At 71.5% G+C, this 16,764-nt stretch carries 15 protein-coding genes; 8 read left to right on the forward strand and 7 right to left on the reverse strand.

All coding sequences use genetic code 11. From position 1 onward, the window contains the following. Positions 1–55: 55 nt before the first annotated feature. Complete coding sequence (locus C8K30_RS02510; protein ID WP_108491286.1) at positions 56–1,387, reverse strand: cellulase family glycosylhydrolase; 1,332 nt, start codon at positions 1,385–1,387, stop codon at positions 56–58. Then, the gene (locus C8K30_RS02515) at positions 1,384–2,478 is read right to left on the reverse strand and encodes a LacI family DNA-binding transcriptional regulator (protein ID WP_108491287.1); all 1,095 of its coding nucleotides are present in this window, start codon (positions 2,476–2,478) and stop codon (positions 1,384–1,386) included. Before C8K30_RS02515 ends, C8K30_RS02510 begins: the two co-directional genes overlap by 4 nt. Positions 2,479–2,631: 153 nt before the next feature. Between C8K30_RS02515 and C8K30_RS02520 the strand changes: the two genes are divergently transcribed. From C8K30_RS02520 to C8K30_RS02540, 5 genes are read left to right on the forward strand one after another with little or no spacing between them, the layout of a single operon-like run. Further along, on the forward strand, positions 2,632–3,915 hold the full coding sequence (locus C8K30_RS02520; protein ID WP_108491288.1) for an ABC transporter substrate-binding protein: 1,284 nt from the start codon (positions 2,632–2,634) through the stop codon (positions 3,913–3,915). 26 nt (positions 3,916–3,941) lie between these two features. Further along, positions 3,942–4,877, forward strand: a complete 936-nt coding sequence (locus C8K30_RS02525; protein WP_108491289.1) for a carbohydrate ABC transporter permease — start codon at positions 3,942–3,944, stop codon at positions 4,875–4,877. A gap of 26 nt (positions 4,878–4,903) precedes the next feature. Then, entirely contained in the window at positions 4,904–5,758 is an 855-nt protein-coding gene (locus C8K30_RS02530) for a carbohydrate ABC transporter permease (protein WP_108491290.1), read from the forward strand. After that, positions 5,755–8,244 (forward strand): glycoside hydrolase family 3 N-terminal domain-containing protein, encoded by a 2,490-nt coding sequence (locus C8K30_RS02535; protein ID WP_108491291.1) that lies wholly within the window; start codon positions 5,755–5,757, stop codon positions 8,242–8,244. Before C8K30_RS02530 ends, C8K30_RS02535 begins: the two co-directional genes overlap by 4 nt. Continuing rightward, complete coding sequence (locus C8K30_RS02540; protein WP_233256934.1) at positions 8,232–9,611, forward strand: glycoside hydrolase family 125 protein; 1,380 nt, start codon at positions 8,232–8,234, stop codon at positions 9,609–9,611. Before C8K30_RS02535 ends, C8K30_RS02540 begins: the two co-directional genes overlap by 13 nt. Before the next feature lie 99 nt (positions 9,612–9,710). On the opposite strand, the gene C8K30_RS02545 is transcribed toward C8K30_RS02540, so the two are convergent. The 4 genes from C8K30_RS02545 to C8K30_RS02560 form a co-directional block, all read right to left on the reverse strand. Continuing rightward, positions 9,711–10,082, reverse strand: coding sequence for a DUF2255 family protein (locus tag C8K30_RS02545; RefSeq protein ID WP_108491293.1), 372 nt, complete (start codon positions 10,080–10,082; stop codon positions 9,711–9,713). 91 nt (positions 10,083–10,173) lie between these two features. Then, positions 10,174–10,941: an SDR family NAD(P)-dependent oxidoreductase gene (locus C8K30_RS02550; RefSeq protein ID WP_108491294.1), complete on the reverse strand. Its 768-nt coding sequence runs from the start codon at positions 10,939–10,941 to the stop codon at positions 10,174–10,176. A 24-nt stretch (positions 10,942–10,965) separates the two neighbouring features. Beyond that, a complete protein-coding gene (locus C8K30_RS02555; protein ID WP_108491295.1) occupies positions 10,966–11,811 on the reverse strand; it encodes an SDR family oxidoreductase in 846 nt (281 codons plus the stop codon). A gap of 346 nt (positions 11,812–12,157) precedes the next feature. Continuing rightward, a complete protein-coding gene (locus C8K30_RS02560; RefSeq protein WP_108491296.1) occupies positions 12,158–13,099 on the reverse strand; it encodes a helix-turn-helix transcriptional regulator in 942 nt (313 codons plus the stop codon). A 150-nt stretch (positions 13,100–13,249) separates the two neighbouring features. On the opposite strand from C8K30_RS02560, the gene C8K30_RS02565 reads away from it, so the two are divergent. Both C8K30_RS02565 and C8K30_RS02570 read left to right on the forward strand, forming a co-directional pair. Beyond that, a complete protein-coding gene (locus C8K30_RS02565; protein ID WP_108491297.1) occupies positions 13,250–13,819 on the forward strand; it encodes an ester cyclase in 570 nt (189 codons plus the stop codon). A 210-nt stretch (positions 13,820–14,029) separates the two neighbouring features. Then, the gene (locus tag C8K30_RS02570; RefSeq protein ID WP_199230302.1) at positions 14,030–14,713 is read left to right on the forward strand and encodes a DNA alkylation repair protein; all 684 of its coding nucleotides are present in this window, start codon (positions 14,030–14,032) and stop codon (positions 14,711–14,713) included. Here the strand turns inward: C8K30_RS02570 and C8K30_RS02575 are convergent. Then, the gene (locus C8K30_RS02575) at positions 14,623–15,660 is read right to left on the reverse strand and encodes a LysR family transcriptional regulator (protein ID WP_199230303.1); all 1,038 of its coding nucleotides are present in this window, start codon (positions 15,658–15,660) and stop codon (positions 14,623–14,625) included. The two genes, C8K30_RS02570 and C8K30_RS02575, sit on opposite strands and share 91 nt — an antisense overlap. A gap of 298 nt (positions 15,661–15,958) precedes the next feature. On the opposite strand from C8K30_RS02575, the gene C8K30_RS02580 reads away from it, so the two are divergent. After that, positions 15,959–16,702, forward strand: coding sequence for an SDR family oxidoreductase (locus C8K30_RS02580; RefSeq protein WP_108491298.1), 744 nt, complete (start codon positions 15,959–15,961; stop codon positions 16,700–16,702). The last annotated feature ends 62 nt before the right edge of the window (positions 16,703–16,764 follow it).

Below are 16,764 nucleotides of genomic sequence, written 5' to 3' on the forward strand. Positions count from 1 at the left end.
GCGGTGGACTCGTGCCTTGCGGTTCGGCACCGGTGTTGGCGGGAGAGGGCGGCCCTCAGCGCGGGTCGATGCGGACCAGATCGTGGATGCCGCGCGCTTCGAGCGCTACCGAGTTCGCGGCCGTCGCGCTCGTCACGACGGCCACCGGGACGCCGTCCTCGCGCAGCGCGTGCCAGCGCTCGAAGATCGCCCCGCCTGGCCCGAGGGCGGCACGGGACAGGGGCACGTCGTCGGCGTCGACGTCGACAACCACCGCGACGGACCGCCTTGCCGTCGCCGGGGTGTTCGCACGGCCCGAAGCCCCCGACGCGCTCGCAGCGCCAGCCACGCCCGAACCGGCCACGCCCGAGCCGCCCGCGCTCCCGCCTGCGCGGCGCGCCTCCGCGACGACCTCGGCGAAGCGCCGGCCCAGCGGCTTGACCCGGTTGTCGACGTCGAGCAGGCCCAGCGAGTACTCCAGGTCCTTGTAGTCGCCGAGCTCGCGCGTCACGTCGTGCGAGCACCACCAGGTGATCGCGAACAGGTCGTCAGTGGTGAGCGCCGCCTCGATGGTCCGCGCGCAGAACTCGGGCATCTCCGACTCCGCGAGGTTCATCGAGGGCGCCCCGACCTCCTGCAGCCAGACGGGCCGCCCGTCGTCCGCCGCGAACGCCTTGGACAGCTCGATCATCCATTCCGCGTGCCGCACGGACTGCGGCGACAGCGCGCCGTAGGTGGCCGCGGTGCCGTTGAAGATCCAGGAGTGCACGGTGGTCAGGTCGCCGAGCCGCGAAGCGTGGGCCGGCACGAACGGGTGCTCGTCGCGGTACCAGAGGTGGTCGTTCTCGCTGTGCACGACGACGTGGCGCGGGTCGCGGTCGCGCGGGGCGTCGAGCAGCGAGCTCAGCCAGTGCGTCACCTCGTCGCGCTTGGCGGGCATCGCCGCCGGGTTCGGCCGCTGGAACTGGTTGAGCTCGTTGCCGAGGGTCAGGCCCAGGAAGTTCGGCCGGTCGCGCACGGCGTCGTAGACCGCCGAGACGAGCGCCGCCTGCGCGTCGATGGCGGGCTGGTCGGTGAACATGTTCCCGGCGTGCCAGTTCACGAGCCAGGCGGGCACGAAGTCGAAGCCAGACATGTGCCCCTGGATGACGTCGACAGCGACGTCGAGCCCGAACTCGGCGGCGATGTCGGTCACCAGCGCGATGTCGTCGAGGGCCCGACGCCGGATGAGCGTGCGGTTCGGCTGCAGGACCGGCCAGAGCGGGAAGACGCGGACGTGGTCGACGCCGAGCCCGGCGATCGCCTCGAAGTCGGCTCGGACGACGTCGGGGTCGATCGCCATCCACTGGAACATCCAGTCGGTCGACGGGGTGTAGTTGACGCCGAAGCGCGGCACGTTCGTGGTCAAGAGCCTTCTTCCTCGTGTGTCTGGGAGCTGCGTGTCCGGGAGGTCCGGGCGGCCTTCGGGGCCGACGCCGATCGAGCCGGTGCCGGGGCCGGCCCCGTAGAGTCGCGCACGACGAGGCGGCGACCGGAGACGGTCCGCGACCCGGCGTCCTCGCCACGGACGAGGCGTTCGAGCAGCGCGACGGCGGTGCGCGCGCTCTCCTCGACCGGGGCGTCGAGGGCCGTGAGCCGCGGCCGCACGAGCGTCGAGACCCAGGAGTCCTCCCAGGCGACGACGGAGAGCTGCTCGGGCACCTCGACGCCGACCTCCGGCGCGTGCGCGACGATCTCCGCGGCGATCGACTCGTTGTCGACGACTATCGCGGTCGCTGCGCCGAGCCGGCCGAGGAGCTCGGCGACCGGGTCGTCCGCCGTCGGGTCCCATGCGACGAACGAGGCGTTGATGCCCTGCTCCGCCGCGGCGCGCGAGAAGCGCTGGTCGCGGGCTCGCGTGTGGGCGAGGCCCGGCGCGTCGGCGACGCGGGCGACGCTGACGTGGCCGAGCTCGCCGAGATGCCCGAGCACCGTGGCGAAGGCCGTGTCGTCCTGCACGGTGACCGCGGGCACGCCGTCGTCGATCGGTGCGCCGAGCAGGACCGCGGGGGCGCCGAGCTGCTCGACGAGCGCGAGCCGCGGGTCGTCCGTGCGCACGTCGACGAGCAGGAACGCGTCGACCCGCTGCTCGCCCCACCACTGGCGGTAGACCCGCTCCTCCTCGTCGGCCTGCACGAGGGTGAGCGAGAGCGACCAGCCGATGTCGGCGAGCGGCTCGGTGAGCCCGGCGATCAGGCGCATGAAGAAGGGGTCGCGACCGAAGGTGTCGCTCGCGCGGGCGATCACCAGGCCGAGGCTGCGCCCGCCGCCGCCCGAGACCTTGCGGCTCGCGTAGTTCGGGCGCCAGTTCAGCTCGTCGGCCGCCTGCCGGATGCGCTCGGCGGTGGCCGCGGAGACGTTCGGCCGGCCGTTGAAGACGTGAGACACCGCCGACGGCGATACGCCGGCACGGCGAGCGACGGCGGCGATCGTTGCTCGTTTCGGGGATGTTTCAGTCACGGCCCCGAGACTAGGGGGTTGACCCTCCAAAGTAAAGCGGTATACATTCACCGCCAGCCGCATTGTGTACCGCTTTACAAGCTCTTCCGCGGACACGTTCCGCGGCATCGATCGACACACCGACGTTCCAGATCGACAGCTCCAGGAGGTCCCGTGACACAGGGCATCAGCAGGCGCACGTTGCTGGGCGCGGCGCTCAGCGGCGGGCTCATCACGCCCTTTCTCGCCGGGTGCGGCGCGCTCGTCCCCGCGTCCAGCGGGCCGCGATCGATCTCCGTGCACACCCAGCTCAGCGGGGCCGTCGCCGGGGCCCAGGTGTTCTCGGACGTCGTCGCCGACTACCAGCGGCGCTCCGGTCGCACCGTCGCCCTGCTCAAGAACGGGTCCGACCTCCCCATCGTCTTCGAGACGAGCACGCTGGCCGGCAAGGCCGCCGACGTCGCGGTGGTCAACATGATGGGCCGCACGCTCTCGTGGACGGGCGCCGGGGCGACGATCCCCGTAACCGACCTGCTCGACGAGTGGGACCTGCGCGACAAGATCCTCCCCCAGGCGATCAAGGAGTGGACCGACGACGAGGGCCGCCTGCGCGCGTTCCCGTTCACGCGCACGAACTGGCCCGTGTCGTTCAACACCGGCCTGCTCGAGGAGGCCGGCGTCGAGATCCCCACGACGTCGGACGAGCTCATCGCCGTCGCCGACGCGCTGCGGTCGAAGGGCATCGGTCCCGTCACGGTCGGCGGGTCCGACTGGAGCGGCCAGAAGATGTTCCTGCAGATCATCCAGGGCTTCATCACCGAGGACGAGGCCCGGACCGTCTTCTCGACCGGCAAGCTCTCCGAGAGCGCCGGCGCCCTCGCGGGCGTCGAGCACTTCGTCGAGCTGCGCGACGCCGGCGTCTTCGTCGACAACGTGCAGGGCTACACCTCGGACTCCGAGCTCACGCAGTTCAACACCCGAAAGGCCGCCATCGTGCCCGCGATGTCCTCCGCGCTCGCGCTCGTGCCCGCCGAGCGAGCCAAGGAGGTCACGGTCGGCGGGTGGCCCAAGCCGTCCAGCGGCGGCGTGCTCGCCCACCCCAGCGTCATCAAGAGCTACAACGGACACGGCATCTGGATCAGCGAGAACGGCCGCGAGAAGCTCGACCTGATCAAGCCGTTCGTGCAGAACCTCTACACCGAGCGGGTGACGGACGAGTTCATCCTCGGCTCCGGCCGGGACATGAACCGCGTCACCGACACGGTCAGCAAGGACTTCCCGCTGGTCGCGCAGGGCTCCCGCCTCACGGACGACGACGTCACCCCCGTCATGCTGCCCGACCTGCTCATCCCCGACTCCGTCTTCGAACCGATGGTCAAGGTGACCGCCATGGCCTACGGCTCGGCGTCCGCCGAACGGATCGTCGACTCGTTCGAGAAGGCCTACGACGCGGCCTGACCCGCCCGCGCCAGGAAAGGACTCCCATGACCGCGCTCGTCGAAGCAGGCCCGGACGCCGCCGTCCGCCCCGCGCTGCCCGGCGGCCCCGCCGGGCCCCGCCGCGGGTCGCTCCGCGACCGTTTCCCCGGCCTGGCCCTGCCCGCGCTCGTCTGGTACGCGGTGTTCATGATCGGCCCCGTGGTGGCGATGTTCGTGATCGCCTTCCTCTCGTGGCCGGGCATGCTCGAGACCCCCGAGCCCACGGGCCTCGGCAACTTCGCCCGGGTCTTCGCGGACGAGACCTTCTGGGCGGCCGTGGCGAACTCGGCGATCCAGATAGTCGTCGGGCTGCCGGTCATGATCGTGCTCGCGTTCCTGCTCGCGTTCTACGTGGTGCAGAAGCCGCGCGGCCACCGTGTGCTGCGGTACCTCCTGTTCATCCCGGCGCTCATCTCGGCGCCGGCCACGGCAATGGTGTTCTACGCGATGCTCAACCCGGACGGCCTCGTCAACGGCGTCCTGCGCCCGCTCGGGTCCGAGGGCACCGCGTGGCTCGCCGACCCCGGCACGGCGCTCGGCGCGATCATCGCCGTCGAGCTGTGGAGCGGCATCGGCTACTCGGCAGTGCTGATCGCCTCGCGCCTGGACGGCGTCGACGTCGAGATCGTGCAGGCCGCACGGATCGACGGCGCCGGCGACTGGCGCCTCGCCTGGCGGATGTACTGGCCGATCGCCCGGGACTTCATCGGCGTCGTAGCGATGCTGCAGTTCCTGTCGATGCTCTTCAACTCGGCGCAGAGCGTGCTCCTGCTCACCCAGGGCGGCCCGGGCACCTCGACGACGACGCTCGCCTACCTCATCTACCAGAAGGCGTTCGTCGAGGCCGACCTCGGCTACAGCCAGGCCGTCGGCGTCATCCTCTTCGTGATCGGGCTGCTGGGCATGGGGACGATCCACCGCCTGCTCCGCGCGACCCACTGATCCCCGACCTGCCCAAGGAGACCGCCATGGCCCAGCGCATCGCCGCCCTTCCCTTGCGCGACCGCATCGGCTCGATCACGAGCGGCACGCTCGCCTGGATCTACGCCGCCCTGCTCCTCGTGCCCTTCTACTACTTCATCGTCTCGTCGTTCAAGACGAACGAGCAGATCTTCGAGTCGCCGCTCGCGCTGCCGGCCACGTGGGACCTCTCGAACTTCGCCACCGCGATCCAGCAGGCGGAGCTCGGGCTCGCGGTGGCGAACTCCGCGCTCACCACCGTCGCCGCCCTCGTCCTGACCCTGCTGCTCGCGCTGCCCGCGTCGTTCGCGCTCGCCCGGGCCACCGGACGGGCCGGGAAGATCGTCGAGAGCGTCTTCGCGCTCGGCTTCCTCATCCCGTCGTTCGCCGCGCTCTTCCCGACGTTCCTGCTCGCCGCGGCGCTCGGCCTCTTCCACACCCGCACGTTCGTGGTGTTCCTCCTGCCGGCGACGGCGCTGCCGCTCTCGATAGTCATCCTCACGTCGTTCATGCGCACTATCCCGCGTGAGCTCGAGGAGGCGGCTTCGATGGACGGCGCCTCCTCGCTGCAGGTGCTGCGCCAGGTCTACCTGCCGATCTGCATCCCCGGCATCGCGACGGTCCTGCTGCTGAACTTTCTGTCGTTCTGGAACGCCTACCTGTACCCGCTGATCCTCATCGGCCCCGACACGGCGCAGCGCACCATCCAGGTCGCCCTGCCGACCCTCAAGGTCGACGCAGGCACCGACTACGGCGTGCTCATGGCGGGCACCCTGTTCACGCTGCTGCCCGTCTACCTCGTCTACACCGTCCTGCAGCGCCAGATGCAGCGCGCGCTGCTCTCGGGAGCGGTCAAGGGATGACTGTCGCGACACCGGTCGCAACGTCCTCGCTGCCGCTGCGGACCCGCATCGGCCAGGTCAACCAGCGCCTCAAGGGCTGGGAGGCGGTGCGCTGGGTCGACGGCGCTCCGCGGATCACCGACGTGCTGCGCCGGGAGGTCGACCGCTGGGGCGGCCTCGGCGCGATCTACGGCGTGCTCCGCGCGGATCCGTGGTCCGCGGTGCGCTGGGTCGACGGCATCCCGCCGGAGCGCAGCGCCGAGGCCTACGCCGCCGTCCAGGACCACGTGACGACGTACGGCGACGGGATCCCCGTGCTGTTCGTGGAGGAGGCGCCGCACGGGCTCATGGCGCTCGGCGGCACGACGCTGCCCGTGAACCTCGCGCTCGGCGCTGGCATGGACGCGGCCCTCACCGAGGAGCTGGGCGCTGCGGTCGCCGCGGAGGCCCGCGCCCGCGGGACCCACGTCGCGCTCGTCTCCGGCCTCGACGTGCTGCGCGACCCGCGCTGGGGCCGGGCCGAGGAGTGCTTCTCGGAGGACCCGGCGCTCGCCGCGCTGCTCGTCGCCGCGACGGTGCGGGGCATGCAGGGCACCACGTCTCCTGGCGAGCCGATCGACACGCGGCACGTCGCCGTCGTCGCCAAGCACCTCGCCGCCCAGGGGGCGGGCATCGGCGGCCGCAACGGCTCGGGGGCGCCGATCGGGCGCCGAGAGCTCGGGGAGATCCACCTGCGCCCGGCCCACGCCGCCGCCCGCGCGGGCGTCGCGGGCTTCATGGCCGCGTACAACGACATCGACGGCGTGCCGTGCAGCGCGAACGAGGAGCTGCTCACGGGTACTGTCCGCGAGCAGTGGGGCTGGGACGGCGTGGTCATGGCCGACGGCACCGCCATCGACCGGCTCCGCGACAGCTCGCCCGATCCCGCCTCCGCCGCTGCGCTCGCCCTGCGGGCCGGCGTCGACCTCAGTCTCTGGGACGAGGCGTTCACGCACCTCGAAGCGGCGATCGGGCGGGGGCTCGTCGCGGAGGCCGTGCTCGATCGCGCCGTCGACCGGGTGCTGGCCCTCAAGCGGCGGCTCGGCCTGTTTGGCGGCGCGGCCGAGGGGGGCGCGGCCGAGGGCGGCGCGGCAGAGGGCGGCGCGGCAGAGGGCGGCGCGGCAGAGGCCGTCACCGTCAAGCACGACCTCCCGGCGCTCGTAGAGCGGGCCGCCCGGCAGTCGGTGGTCGTCGTGGACGACGGCGGGCTGCTGCCCCTGCGCGCCGGCGCGACGATCGCGATCGTCGGCCCGAATGCCGACGACCTCGAAGCCCAGCTGGGCGACTACACGCCCCCGCGGCCTGTCCCGGACCCTGCCGCCTCGACCGTGCGCTCAGCGCTTGCCGCGCGATTCGGTGACGAACGCGTGCGGTACGCCGAGGGCAGTCGGCTGCGCGGCCCGCTCGACGACCCCAGCACGCTCCGTGAAGCCAACACATTCCACGAACCCAGCGCCCTCCACGGGCCCAGCGCACCCGGGCCCAGCCCGCTAGACGAGGTGCAGACCGCGAGCGCCGGCGCTGACGTCGTCGTCGCCGTGCTCGGCGGGTCCAGCCGCCGCGCCTACGACGACGAGTTCGCCGACAACGGCGCGATCGACGGCCCCGCACGCGACACGACGAACGGCGAGGGCGTGGACCTGTCGTCGATCGAGATCCCCGAGGCGCAGCTCGCGGTGGTGCGGGCCGCGCGGCAGGCGGGTACGCCCGTGATCGGCGTGGTGATCGACGGTCGCCCGCGCGCGCTCACCGAGCTCCGCTCGCTCGTCGACGCGCTGCTGGTCGCCCCGTTCCCCGGGCCGACCGGCGGCGCGGCGATCGCCGCGGCCCTCTGTGACGGCACGGCGTCCGGGCGGCTCCCCGCGACGTTCCCTGCGTCGGACGGCACCATGCCTGCCGCGCACGACGAGCGGATGGAGACGGCGCGCGGCTACGCCGACACCGACGTGCGGCAGGCGCTCCTGTTCGGCACCGCACACTTTCCCGGCGTCACCCTGAGCCTGCGCGGCGAGGCGCCGCCCGTCGCCGCTCCCGAGCGACCCGACGGCGGCGTCCCACGCCTGACTGTCACCGCTCCCGATCTACCTGAAGGCGGCGTCGCGCGGCTGGCCGTCGCCACTTCCGCGCTGGCCGACGGCGGCGTCGCCGGCCTGGCCGTCGAGGTCACCAACGCGAGCGCCGGCGCGGTCTCCCTCTCCGTGCCGCTCTACGGCCGGCGCCACGAACCGGGGGTCCGGCCGCGCCGGCGTCAGCTGCTCGCGGTGGGAAGGGCGACGGTCGCGGCGGGCGGTACCGCTACGGTGGCGTTCGAGCTCGGCGTCGACGAGCTCGGGTCGTGGGCGAGCGGCGAGCCGGTCGCCGCGCCCGTCGTGGTCAGCGTCTGGTGCACACCGGAGCCGGACCCGCCCGCCGACGCCCTGCAGGTTCGAGTCACCGATGAGAAGGGCACCACCCCATGGGAGCGATGACGCACACGCGCCTGGACCCCGAGATCACCACGACGCTCCGAGAGGCCGCCGACCTTGTGCGCGCCACGTCCGGCGCGCGCGTCGGCGACATGGTCGAGGCGGCGCTGCTGCGCACCCTCACCGACACCGTCACCATGGGCGAGGACGGCACGGCGTTCGTCATCACCGGCGACATCCCCGCCATGTGGATGCGCGACTCGACGACGCAGCTGACGCCCTACCTGCGGTTCCTCGGCTCGTGCCCGCCGCTCGCGGACCTGGTCGCCGCGATCGTGCGCCGCCAGCTCGCCTGCCTGGACCACGACCCGTACGCGAACGCCTTCAACGACGGGCCGACGGGCGCCCACTACGAACCCGACGATGTCTGCGACGACCCGCACGTCTGGGAGCAGAAGTACGAGATCGACAGCCTCGCCTACCCCGTCACGCTCGCGCACACGCTGTGGCGCGCGACGGGCCGCACCGACGTCTTCGACAAGCGCGCGCACCGGGTGCTCCGGAAGATCACGCGGCAGCTGCGGATCGAGCAGGACCACGACACGTCCGCCTACCGGTTCCAGCGGGACACCGACATCCAGACAGAGACGCTCGCGCGCGACGGCCGCGGCACCGCCGTCGGCCGCACGGGCATGACGTGGAGCGGGTTCCGCCCCTCGGACGACGCGTGCACCTACGGCTACAACATCCCCGCGAACCTCTTCGCGGCGCAGGCGCTGCTCGCGATCGGCGAGATCGCGGAGGAGGTGCTCGACGACGCGGCCCTGGCGGCCGACGCGCGGGCGCTCTCCCGCGAGCTGGTCGCGGGCGTCGCGGAGTTCGGCGTGGTCGATGCAGTCGACGCGGCAGCCGACGCGGCAGCCGACGCGGCAGCCGACGCCGTCGCCGACGCGGTCGCCGGCGGACGCCGGATCTACGCCTACGAGGTCGACGGGCTCGGCGGCGTGCTCCGCATGGACGACGCCAACACCCCGTCGCTGCTCTCGCTCCCACTCATCGCGCCCGACGTGTTCGACGAGGACGTCTGGCGGGCCACGCGCGAGTTCGTGCTGAGCCCCACCAACCCGTACTACTTCACCGGCACGGCGACGAGCGGCATCGGCAGCCCGCACACGGAGCCCGGCCGGGTCTGGCCGATCGCGCTCGCGATCGAGGCGCTCACGGGCACTCCCGAGGACCGCGTCAGCGTCCTGGACCTCCTCGCCCGGACGGACGGCGGCACCGGCCGCATGCACGAGTCGTTCGACGCCTCGGACCCGACCGCGTTCTCGCGACCTTGGTTCTCGTGGGCGGACTCGATGTTCTGCGAGCTGGCCCTCGTGGTCGCGGACGAGGTGACCGCCGGCGTCCTGGAGCCCGACGACGCCTGAGGTCACGGCGCCGCCAGAGCCCGGCCGGCTGCGACGTCACGGGCGCGTCATCGGTCGATCGGCGAGAGCGCAGAGCTGCAGGAAGACGCGGTGCGTTTCTCAGCGAGGCCAGATGCGGACGGATGCGGACCTGGGGCCCGCCCCCTGCATGATCGGGACGGCGGAGCTGCCGGGATACTTCGCCTCGTAGGCGGCGTCGATCGCGGCCTCGTCGTCGGTGCCGGCGGCCTCGAACGTCACCTCGATATCGGTGCCCGCGACCCGGACCTTTCCAGCCTTCTGCGCGACGGCGGCCTGGTACCAGCGGGAGGCCTGCCCGTTGGCGGCGCGGACGTACACCTTGCCGTCGACGACCAGCGCCCACGTCTGGGTCAGGGTGCCGTAAGTGGTTCCGTCCTCGCGGAACGGGGCCAGGTACAGGTCGGTGTTCGCGGTGATCGCCGCGAGCTGGTCAGTCGTCCATGCGGCCATGATGTCTCTCCTTGAGGTGCGTACGGAATGAGGTGCGTGCGGAACAGGGTGCGCCGGGCGGCCCGGCGCACCCCGGGGATGCTTGGATGCGTCAGGCCTGGTCGGTGGGCATGACCCACAGCTCGGCGATGGACGCGTGCCGGGGGCGCGTGACCATGTAGGCGATACCGTCGGCGATGTCCTGCGGCGCGAGCGTCTCGGTGCTCTCGTAGAAGGCGTCGATGTCGTCGCGCATCGCGCCGCTGTTGTGCGAGCCGAGCTCGGTGGCAACGCCGCCGGGCTCCAGCACGCCGACCCGGACGTGCTTCTTGGTGACCTCCTGGCGCAGCGACTCGGTGAAGCCGTTCACGCCGAACTTGGTGAGGTTGTAGACGCCGTAGTTCGCCCAGGCCACCCGGCCTGCGATCGAGCTGATGTTCACGACGTCGGCCACCCGCCGCACGTCGTCCTCGGCGGCCTTCAGGAGGTGGGGCAGGGCCGCGTTGGTCGTGTACAGCAGGCCCCGCACGTTGATCGCGAGCATCCGCTCCCACTCCTCGACGTCAGCGCCGACGACCGGGCCGAGGAGCATCAGGCCCGCGTTGTTGACCAGCACGTCGAGGCGACCGAACCGGTCGGCCACGGTCTGGACGGCTGCCTCGGCCTGGGTGCGGTCGGTGATGTCGGCCTCGATGGCCAGGGCCGTGCCGCCGTCCTCCTCGATCTGCGCGGCGAGGGTGTCGAGCCGGTCGGCCCGGCGAGCCACGAGCGCGACGGACGCGCCCTCCTCGGCCAGACGGCGAGCCGTCGCCTCACCGATGCCACTGCTGGCACCCGTGACGAGGGCGACCGTGCCGGCAAGAGGGGATGTCGATGTCATGAGAATGCTCTCTGTCGAGGGGGATCAGGCGTCGTAGGTCAGGGAGGCGGACAGCTCGCGGTTCGCGTCGAGCTGCCCCTGGATGGTGGCGAGGTTCTGCTCGACCCCGGCCGTCGCGTCCGCGCCGGCCACGAACCGCAGCGGCAGCTCCGCGGAGTCGGAGAGGGTGACCAGGGCCTGGGCGAGCTTCTTGGGGTCGCCGCCCTGCTGGCCGTGCATGCCCTTCCAGGCCGCGATGGTCTGGGCGGTGCGCTCGGCGTAGTCCTCGACGTCCAGCTCGGGCCAGATGGTCGAGGAACCCTCCACGAGCAGCTCGGTGCGGAAGAAGCCGGGCTCCACGGCCATCGTCGAGATGCCGAACGGCGCGAGGTCGAACCGCAGGGACTCCATCCACCCTTCGAGCGCGAACTTGGAGGCGGCGTACGCGGCGGTGAACTCCCCGCCGATCAGGCCCGCGGAGGAGGTGATCGTGATGACCTGGCCGGACCGCTGGGCGCGCATGACCGGCAGGATCGCGCGGGTCACGTTCAGCGGACCGAAGAAGTTGGTCTCCATCTGCGCGCGGAACTGCTCGGGGCTGATGTTCTCGAAGTAGCCGGCATAGAAGTTGCCGGCGTTGTTGACGAGAACGTCGATGCGGCCGAAGCGCTCGACGGCCGCCTCGGCGGCAGCGGTCGCCGCGCCGGGGTCGGTGATGTCGAGGGAGACGGCGAGCAGGTTCTCGTGCTCGCCGAGCGCGGCGAGCACACGCTCGGCGCTGCGGCCCGTGGCGACCACGGAGTGCCCCGCGGCGAGAGCGGCGTGGGCTATATCGATGCCCATGCCCCGGCCGGCGCCGGTGATGAACCAGACCTTGCTGTTGTCAACCATGTGCTTTCCTCTGTCTGTTCACCGGGCCCGTCCGGCCGGTGATGTTGTGCGGATGCCTCCAGTCAAGGTCGCTCTCAGGCGCGGAGGGAGACCCTGTTTATAGGGTCACTGCCAGTGACTCCCTCCGTTCAGGAGGGGGCTCGACGACGCCGAACGCACTCATCTGTGCGACGTCGTGCGCACCACGAACGACGGCGCCGATCCCCGTCGCCGCGCTACGTACGGAGATCGACTACGCACCCCAGCCCCACCACCGGGCACCGATCGCTAGGTGAGCAGCCCGCCGTCGTGCCTCAGCACGCCGAGGTCCGGCCGTCTTCTGTTTCGGGTTTGGCCCGTTCGTTGATCAGCTGGCCGGCTCGGCGTCGTCGGGCGATGCGTGCCGCTCGACGTCGTTGCCGGTCGCGGACCAGCTGGCCAGCAGGCTCAGGGCCTCTTGCGAGGGCGATCCGGGCTCTGGGGTGTAGGTGAGGAGGCTATGGCTCGTGTCCGTTCCCAGCGGGAAGGTCTCGAACGGCAGGTCGAGGTCTCCGACGACTGGGTGGTGCAGGAGCTTGATGCCGGTGGTGTGGATCCGGACGTTGTGGGCGGCCCAGCGGCGGCGGAACTCCCCGCTGCGGGTGGACAGCTCTCCGATCAGGTCCGAGAGCCGCCGGTCGTAGGGATCGCGGCCGCGCTCGGCGTGCAGTATGGCGACTGTGTCGCCTGCGACATGGTCCCAGTCGCGGAAGAACTCGGTCGCGTGTGGGTCGAGGAAGATGAACCGGGCGTTGTTGGGCGGGCGCGCCGGATCGGCGTAGACCGGCGAGAACAGTGCGCGCCCGAGATGGTTCGCGGCCAGGATGTCCAGGCGCCCGCTGAGCACGAAAGCGGGCGTGCCGATCATGGAGTCGAGAACACGCTGCACGGTGGGCCGGACATGCTGCTGCGCCGGGCTGCGACGCACTGGACGGGTCGCACCGGCGCCGCGCAGGAGGTCGAGCAGGTGGGCGCGCTCGGCCTCGTCGAGCTGCAGTACCTTCGCGATGCCCTCGATGACGCTCTCGGAGACACCGGTGGCGTTGCCGCGCTCGAGCCGGGTGTAGTACTCGTTCGAGATCCCTGCCAGGAGTGCGACCTCCTCCCGCCGCAGCCCGGTGACCCGTCGGCGCTCTCCGCCGTACAGGGGCAGGCCGACCTGGTCCGGAGTGACCCGTGCCCGTCGCGTGCCCAGGAATTCCCGGATCTCCGCACGGAAATCACCACGGAAATCGCGGTCAGCGTCGTGAGCGTCGTTTCTGCCTGCCATGTTTTCCACACTACGAGCGCGCCCAACTGGCTGGGAGTCCCTTGCAGTACCACCCCTCACCCGGGTCTCCCGCGGCCCTGTCGCGGCTGGTTCTGTGAGTGGTGCACCGCCCTCAGCGGTGTGAGATCCACCGAAACAAAAGGAAAGACAATGTCTCGATTCACCAAGCCGGCAGTCGTGCTCACAACTCTGGCAACGCTCACCCTCTCGGCTCTGGTGCCGGGTGTCGCAGGCGCGGCCGGCACGGCCGACGCCGGCACCACCTCGGAGACGACGTCCCGCGTCGTCGAGAAGTCCGACGCCCGGGACCTGCGGACCGCGCAGGAGAACAAGCGCATCATGGAGCGCTTCACCAGCGAGTTCCTGACCACCGGCGACCCCGCGCTGGCCGAGGAGCTCGTCAGCGAGGACATCGTCATGCACTTCGCCGGCACGACACAGCAGGGCCGGGACACCTACCTCGGCATCGTCAACGCGAACATGGCGGCCTTCCCCGACCTCAAGTGGACCGTGGAGGACATGCGGGCCGAAGGCGACACGGTGGCCATCCGCTACACCATGACCGGCACCCACGAAGGAACCTTCGCCGGGGTCGAAGGCACCGGTGCGGCCATCCACGCCGAGAGCATGGCCTTCTACCGCCTGGTCGACGGCAAGATCGTCGAGGAGCGCGCGCAGCTCGACATGCTCACCATCCTCCAGCAGATGGGCGCCATCTGATGAGCACCCGGTCGGACAAGAAGGTCGTGGAGCGCTTCACCAGCGATCACCCCGAGCGGATGCTCGACTGGCTCAACCCTCGCGGGTGACGGCTTCCGGCGCCGCCCCGGCCGGGCCCCAGAGATCCCGTCCGGGCGGCGTCGGCGAAGCGTGGCGAACGAGGCGACGGCTACGCTCGACCGGTAGGACGCCGGGCCGAGAGGAACAACCATGCCTGACACCATGCCGCTCGACGAGGTCATGCGGGAGCTCGCCGGACTCGAGAACCCGAAGTTCCGCGCGGTCAACGAGCGCAACGGCGACGACCACGGCGTCAACCTCTCGCAGCTGCGCGCCGTCGCGAAGCGCCTGAAGAAGCAGCACGAGCTGGCCGTCGAGCTGTGGGCGACCGGCGACACCGCCGCGCGCCTCCTGGCGACGCTCGTCTGCCGTCCCCGGTCCTTCACGCCGGCCGAGATCGACACGATGGTCCGCGACATCACCTCCCCCAAGCTGCTGGACTGGTTCGTCGTCAACGTCGTGAAGCCGGGCCGGTTCGGCGACGAGTTCCGGGAGCGCTGGGCCGACGACGACGCCGACCTGGTCGGCCGGGCCGGCTGGACGCTGCAGGGCGACAAGGTCGTCAAGGCGCCCGACGACGTCGACGTCGACGCGCTGCTCGACACGATCGAGCGGGAGATGGAGGACGCGCCCGAGAACAAGCAGTGGGCGATGAACACCTGCCTCGCGTTCATCGGGATCAACCACCCGGACCGTCGCGCACGGGCGATCGGCATCGGCGAGGACCTGCAGGTGCTCGCCGACTACCCCGCGTCGCCGGGCTGCACGCCGCCGTTCGCGCCCCTGTGGATCGCCGAGATGGTCGGCCGCCAGGCGGTCGCGTCGTCGTCCTGACGGCGTGACCCCCGCGCGGATCCCTGCTGGGCGGGCACCATGGCGCCCGCGAACCGGCGGAACTCGCTGACCAGCGCGTTCCGGTCGTTGGCGCGGGTCACGACCACTACCTGGCACGGGTCGATCCCGTCGACGGGGATGCTGGCGAGGTCCGCGCGCAACGTGCTGCGGCGGTCGCCGGCGGGCAGGATCAGCAGGCCGTGGCCGGCGGCGACAAGCTCGATCTTGTCCTCAAGGCTGTCCTCGACGGTGGGGCCGGACTCCATGGTGAGGCCGTCGAGGGGCCCGCCGGCGGAGTGCGCGATGCTCCAGATCGCCGCGGAGCTGGTGCAGGAGACGAGCTCCTCGTGGTCGAGGTCGCCGAGGGTGACGCGCTCCTTGCCCGCCAGGCGGTGGGACGCCGGCGCGACGAGCGTCCACGGCTCCTCGTAGAGGACCGTCACGTCGAGCCGGTCCGCCGCCAGCGGGAGGGGCAGCCGGGTGACCAGCGCGTCGACCCGGCGTTCCGGGAGCGCGTGGGCGTCCTGCCAGCTCAGGTGCCGCGTGCGGACCTGCGCCTCGGGGTGTCGGCGGCGGAGGTTGCGGACCGCCGGGGTGACGACCAGGTCCTCGACGTACCCCACGGTGATCGCGCCCGGGGGCGCTGCCGCGCGCGCGGCGAGCACCGCCCCGGAGGCCGAGTGCAGCAGCGCCTCGGCCTGCGGCAGGAAGGCCCGGCCGGCCTCGGTGAGGCTGCTGCCCTGCGGCGTGCGGTCGAACAGGCGCACGCCGAGCTGACTCTCCAGGCGCTGGATCTGGCGGCTGAGCGACGGCTGGGCAAGGCGCAGCGCGGTCGCCGCCCGGCCGAAGTTCAGGTGCTCCGCCACCACCACGAAGTACCGCACCAGCCGGAGGTCGAGGTCCAGGCCGAACGCTGCCGAGGAGACGGGCGAAGACAGTTCGGTCACCGCTCAAGGCTACGTCGCCTCACCTCCGACGTCGGGCCGCGCGCAACGCCGCACGTCCGACGTCGGGCCGCCCCCGACGCCGCCGCGCGCTGACGTCCCGCGCCGTCGTCCCGCGCCGTCGTCCCGCGCCGTCGTCATGCGCCGTCGTCATGCGCGTGCCGCATGACGACCTGCAAAACAGGTCTTGGACGCCCGGCCCCGGGCCGATCTTTACTCGAGGTGTTGCTCCTCCGGCGGCGTAGCGCCGCCGGATCCGGAGCAGCTACACACGTGCGAGATCGAACAGAGGAAGTCCACGATGGGCAAGTACGACGGCAAGAGTGTCGTGATCACGGGCGGCAGCAGCGGGCTCGGGTTCGCGACGGCAAGGCTCCTGGCGGACGGCGGAGCAAAGGTGCTGATCACCGGGCGTACCCGAGCCACCCTCGACGCCGCCCGGGAGCGGCTCGGGAACGGTGTGCTCACGGTGGTCAGCGACGCGGCGTCGATGACCGACGTGAACGACCTGGCCGACCAGGTGAAGACCGAGCTCGGCCAGGTCGACGCGCTCTTCGTCAACGCGGGCGTGACCCGGACCGTGCCCTTCGAGTCGATGACCGAGGACGTGTACGACGAGCTGCTCACCGTGAACGCCAAGGGGCCGTACTTCACCGTGCAGAAGCTCGCCCCGCTCCTGAGCAGCGGGAGCAGCGTGGTCCTGACCACCTCGGTGGTGAACGTACTGGGCATGCCCGCGCTCAGCGCCTACGCGGCCAGCAAGGCGGCGCTGCGGTCGATGACCCGTGGTCTCGCGCGTGAGCTGCTGCCGCGGAACGTCCGCGTCAACGCGATCAGCCCTGGCCCCATCGACACGGGCATCCTCGCCCGGTCCATGCCCGCGGAGGCCGCGCAGCAAATGGTGGACGAGCTGACGGCGGGCAGCCCGATGCTCCGGATGGGCGAACCCGACGAGGTGGCCAAGGCCGTCGCGTTCCTGGCGTTCGAGGCGACCTACACCACCGGCGCGGAGTTCCCGATAGACGGCGGCGCCTCCCAGCTCTGACGCCCGACGTCGAGCGTGGGCCAGGTCGCTCCACGGGCACTGATCGGGCGACCGGGCCTACG

Source organism: Promicromonospora sp. AC04, from assembly GCF_003058225.1.
Lineage (GTDB): Bacteria > Actinomycetota > Actinomycetes > Actinomycetales > Cellulomonadaceae > Promicromonospora.

Coding starts and splice junctions, on each gene's coding strand:
- C8K30_RS02550 (WP_108491294.1), bottom strand. CDS start 10,941: ATGACATCGACATCCCCTCTTGCCGGCACGGTCGCCCTCGTCACGGGT.
- C8K30_RS02535 (WP_108491291.1), top strand. CDS start 5,755: ATGACTGTCGCGACACCGGTCGCAACGTCCTCGCTGCCGCTGCGGACC.
- C8K30_RS02555 (WP_108491295.1), bottom strand. CDS start 11,811: ATGGTTGACAACAGCAAGGTCTGGTTCATCACCGGCGCCGGCCGGGGC.
- C8K30_RS02570 (WP_199230302.1), top strand. CDS start 14,030: ATGCCTGACACCATGCCGCTCGACGAGGTCATGCGGGAGCTCGCCGGA.
- C8K30_RS02540 (WP_233256934.1), top strand. CDS start 8,232: ATGGGAGCGATGACGCACACGCGCCTGGACCCCGAGATCACCACGACG.
- C8K30_RS02565 (WP_108491297.1), top strand. CDS start 13,250: ATGTCTCGATTCACCAAGCCGGCAGTCGTGCTCACAACTCTGGCAACG.
- C8K30_RS02580 (WP_108491298.1), top strand. CDS start 15,959: ATGGGCAAGTACGACGGCAAGAGTGTCGTGATCACGGGCGGCAGCAGC.
- C8K30_RS02530 (WP_108491290.1), top strand. CDS start 4,904: ATGGCCCAGCGCATCGCCGCCCTTCCCTTGCGCGACCGCATCGGCTCG.
- C8K30_RS02525 (WP_108491289.1), top strand. CDS start 3,942: ATGACCGCGCTCGTCGAAGCAGGCCCGGACGCCGCCGTCCGCCCCGCG.
- C8K30_RS02560 (WP_108491296.1), bottom strand. CDS start 13,099: ATGGCAGGCAGAAACGACGCTCACGACGCTGACCGCGATTTCCGTGGT.
- C8K30_RS02545 (WP_108491293.1), bottom strand. CDS start 10,082: ATGGCCGCATGGACGACTGACCAGCTCGCGGCGATCACCGCGAACACC.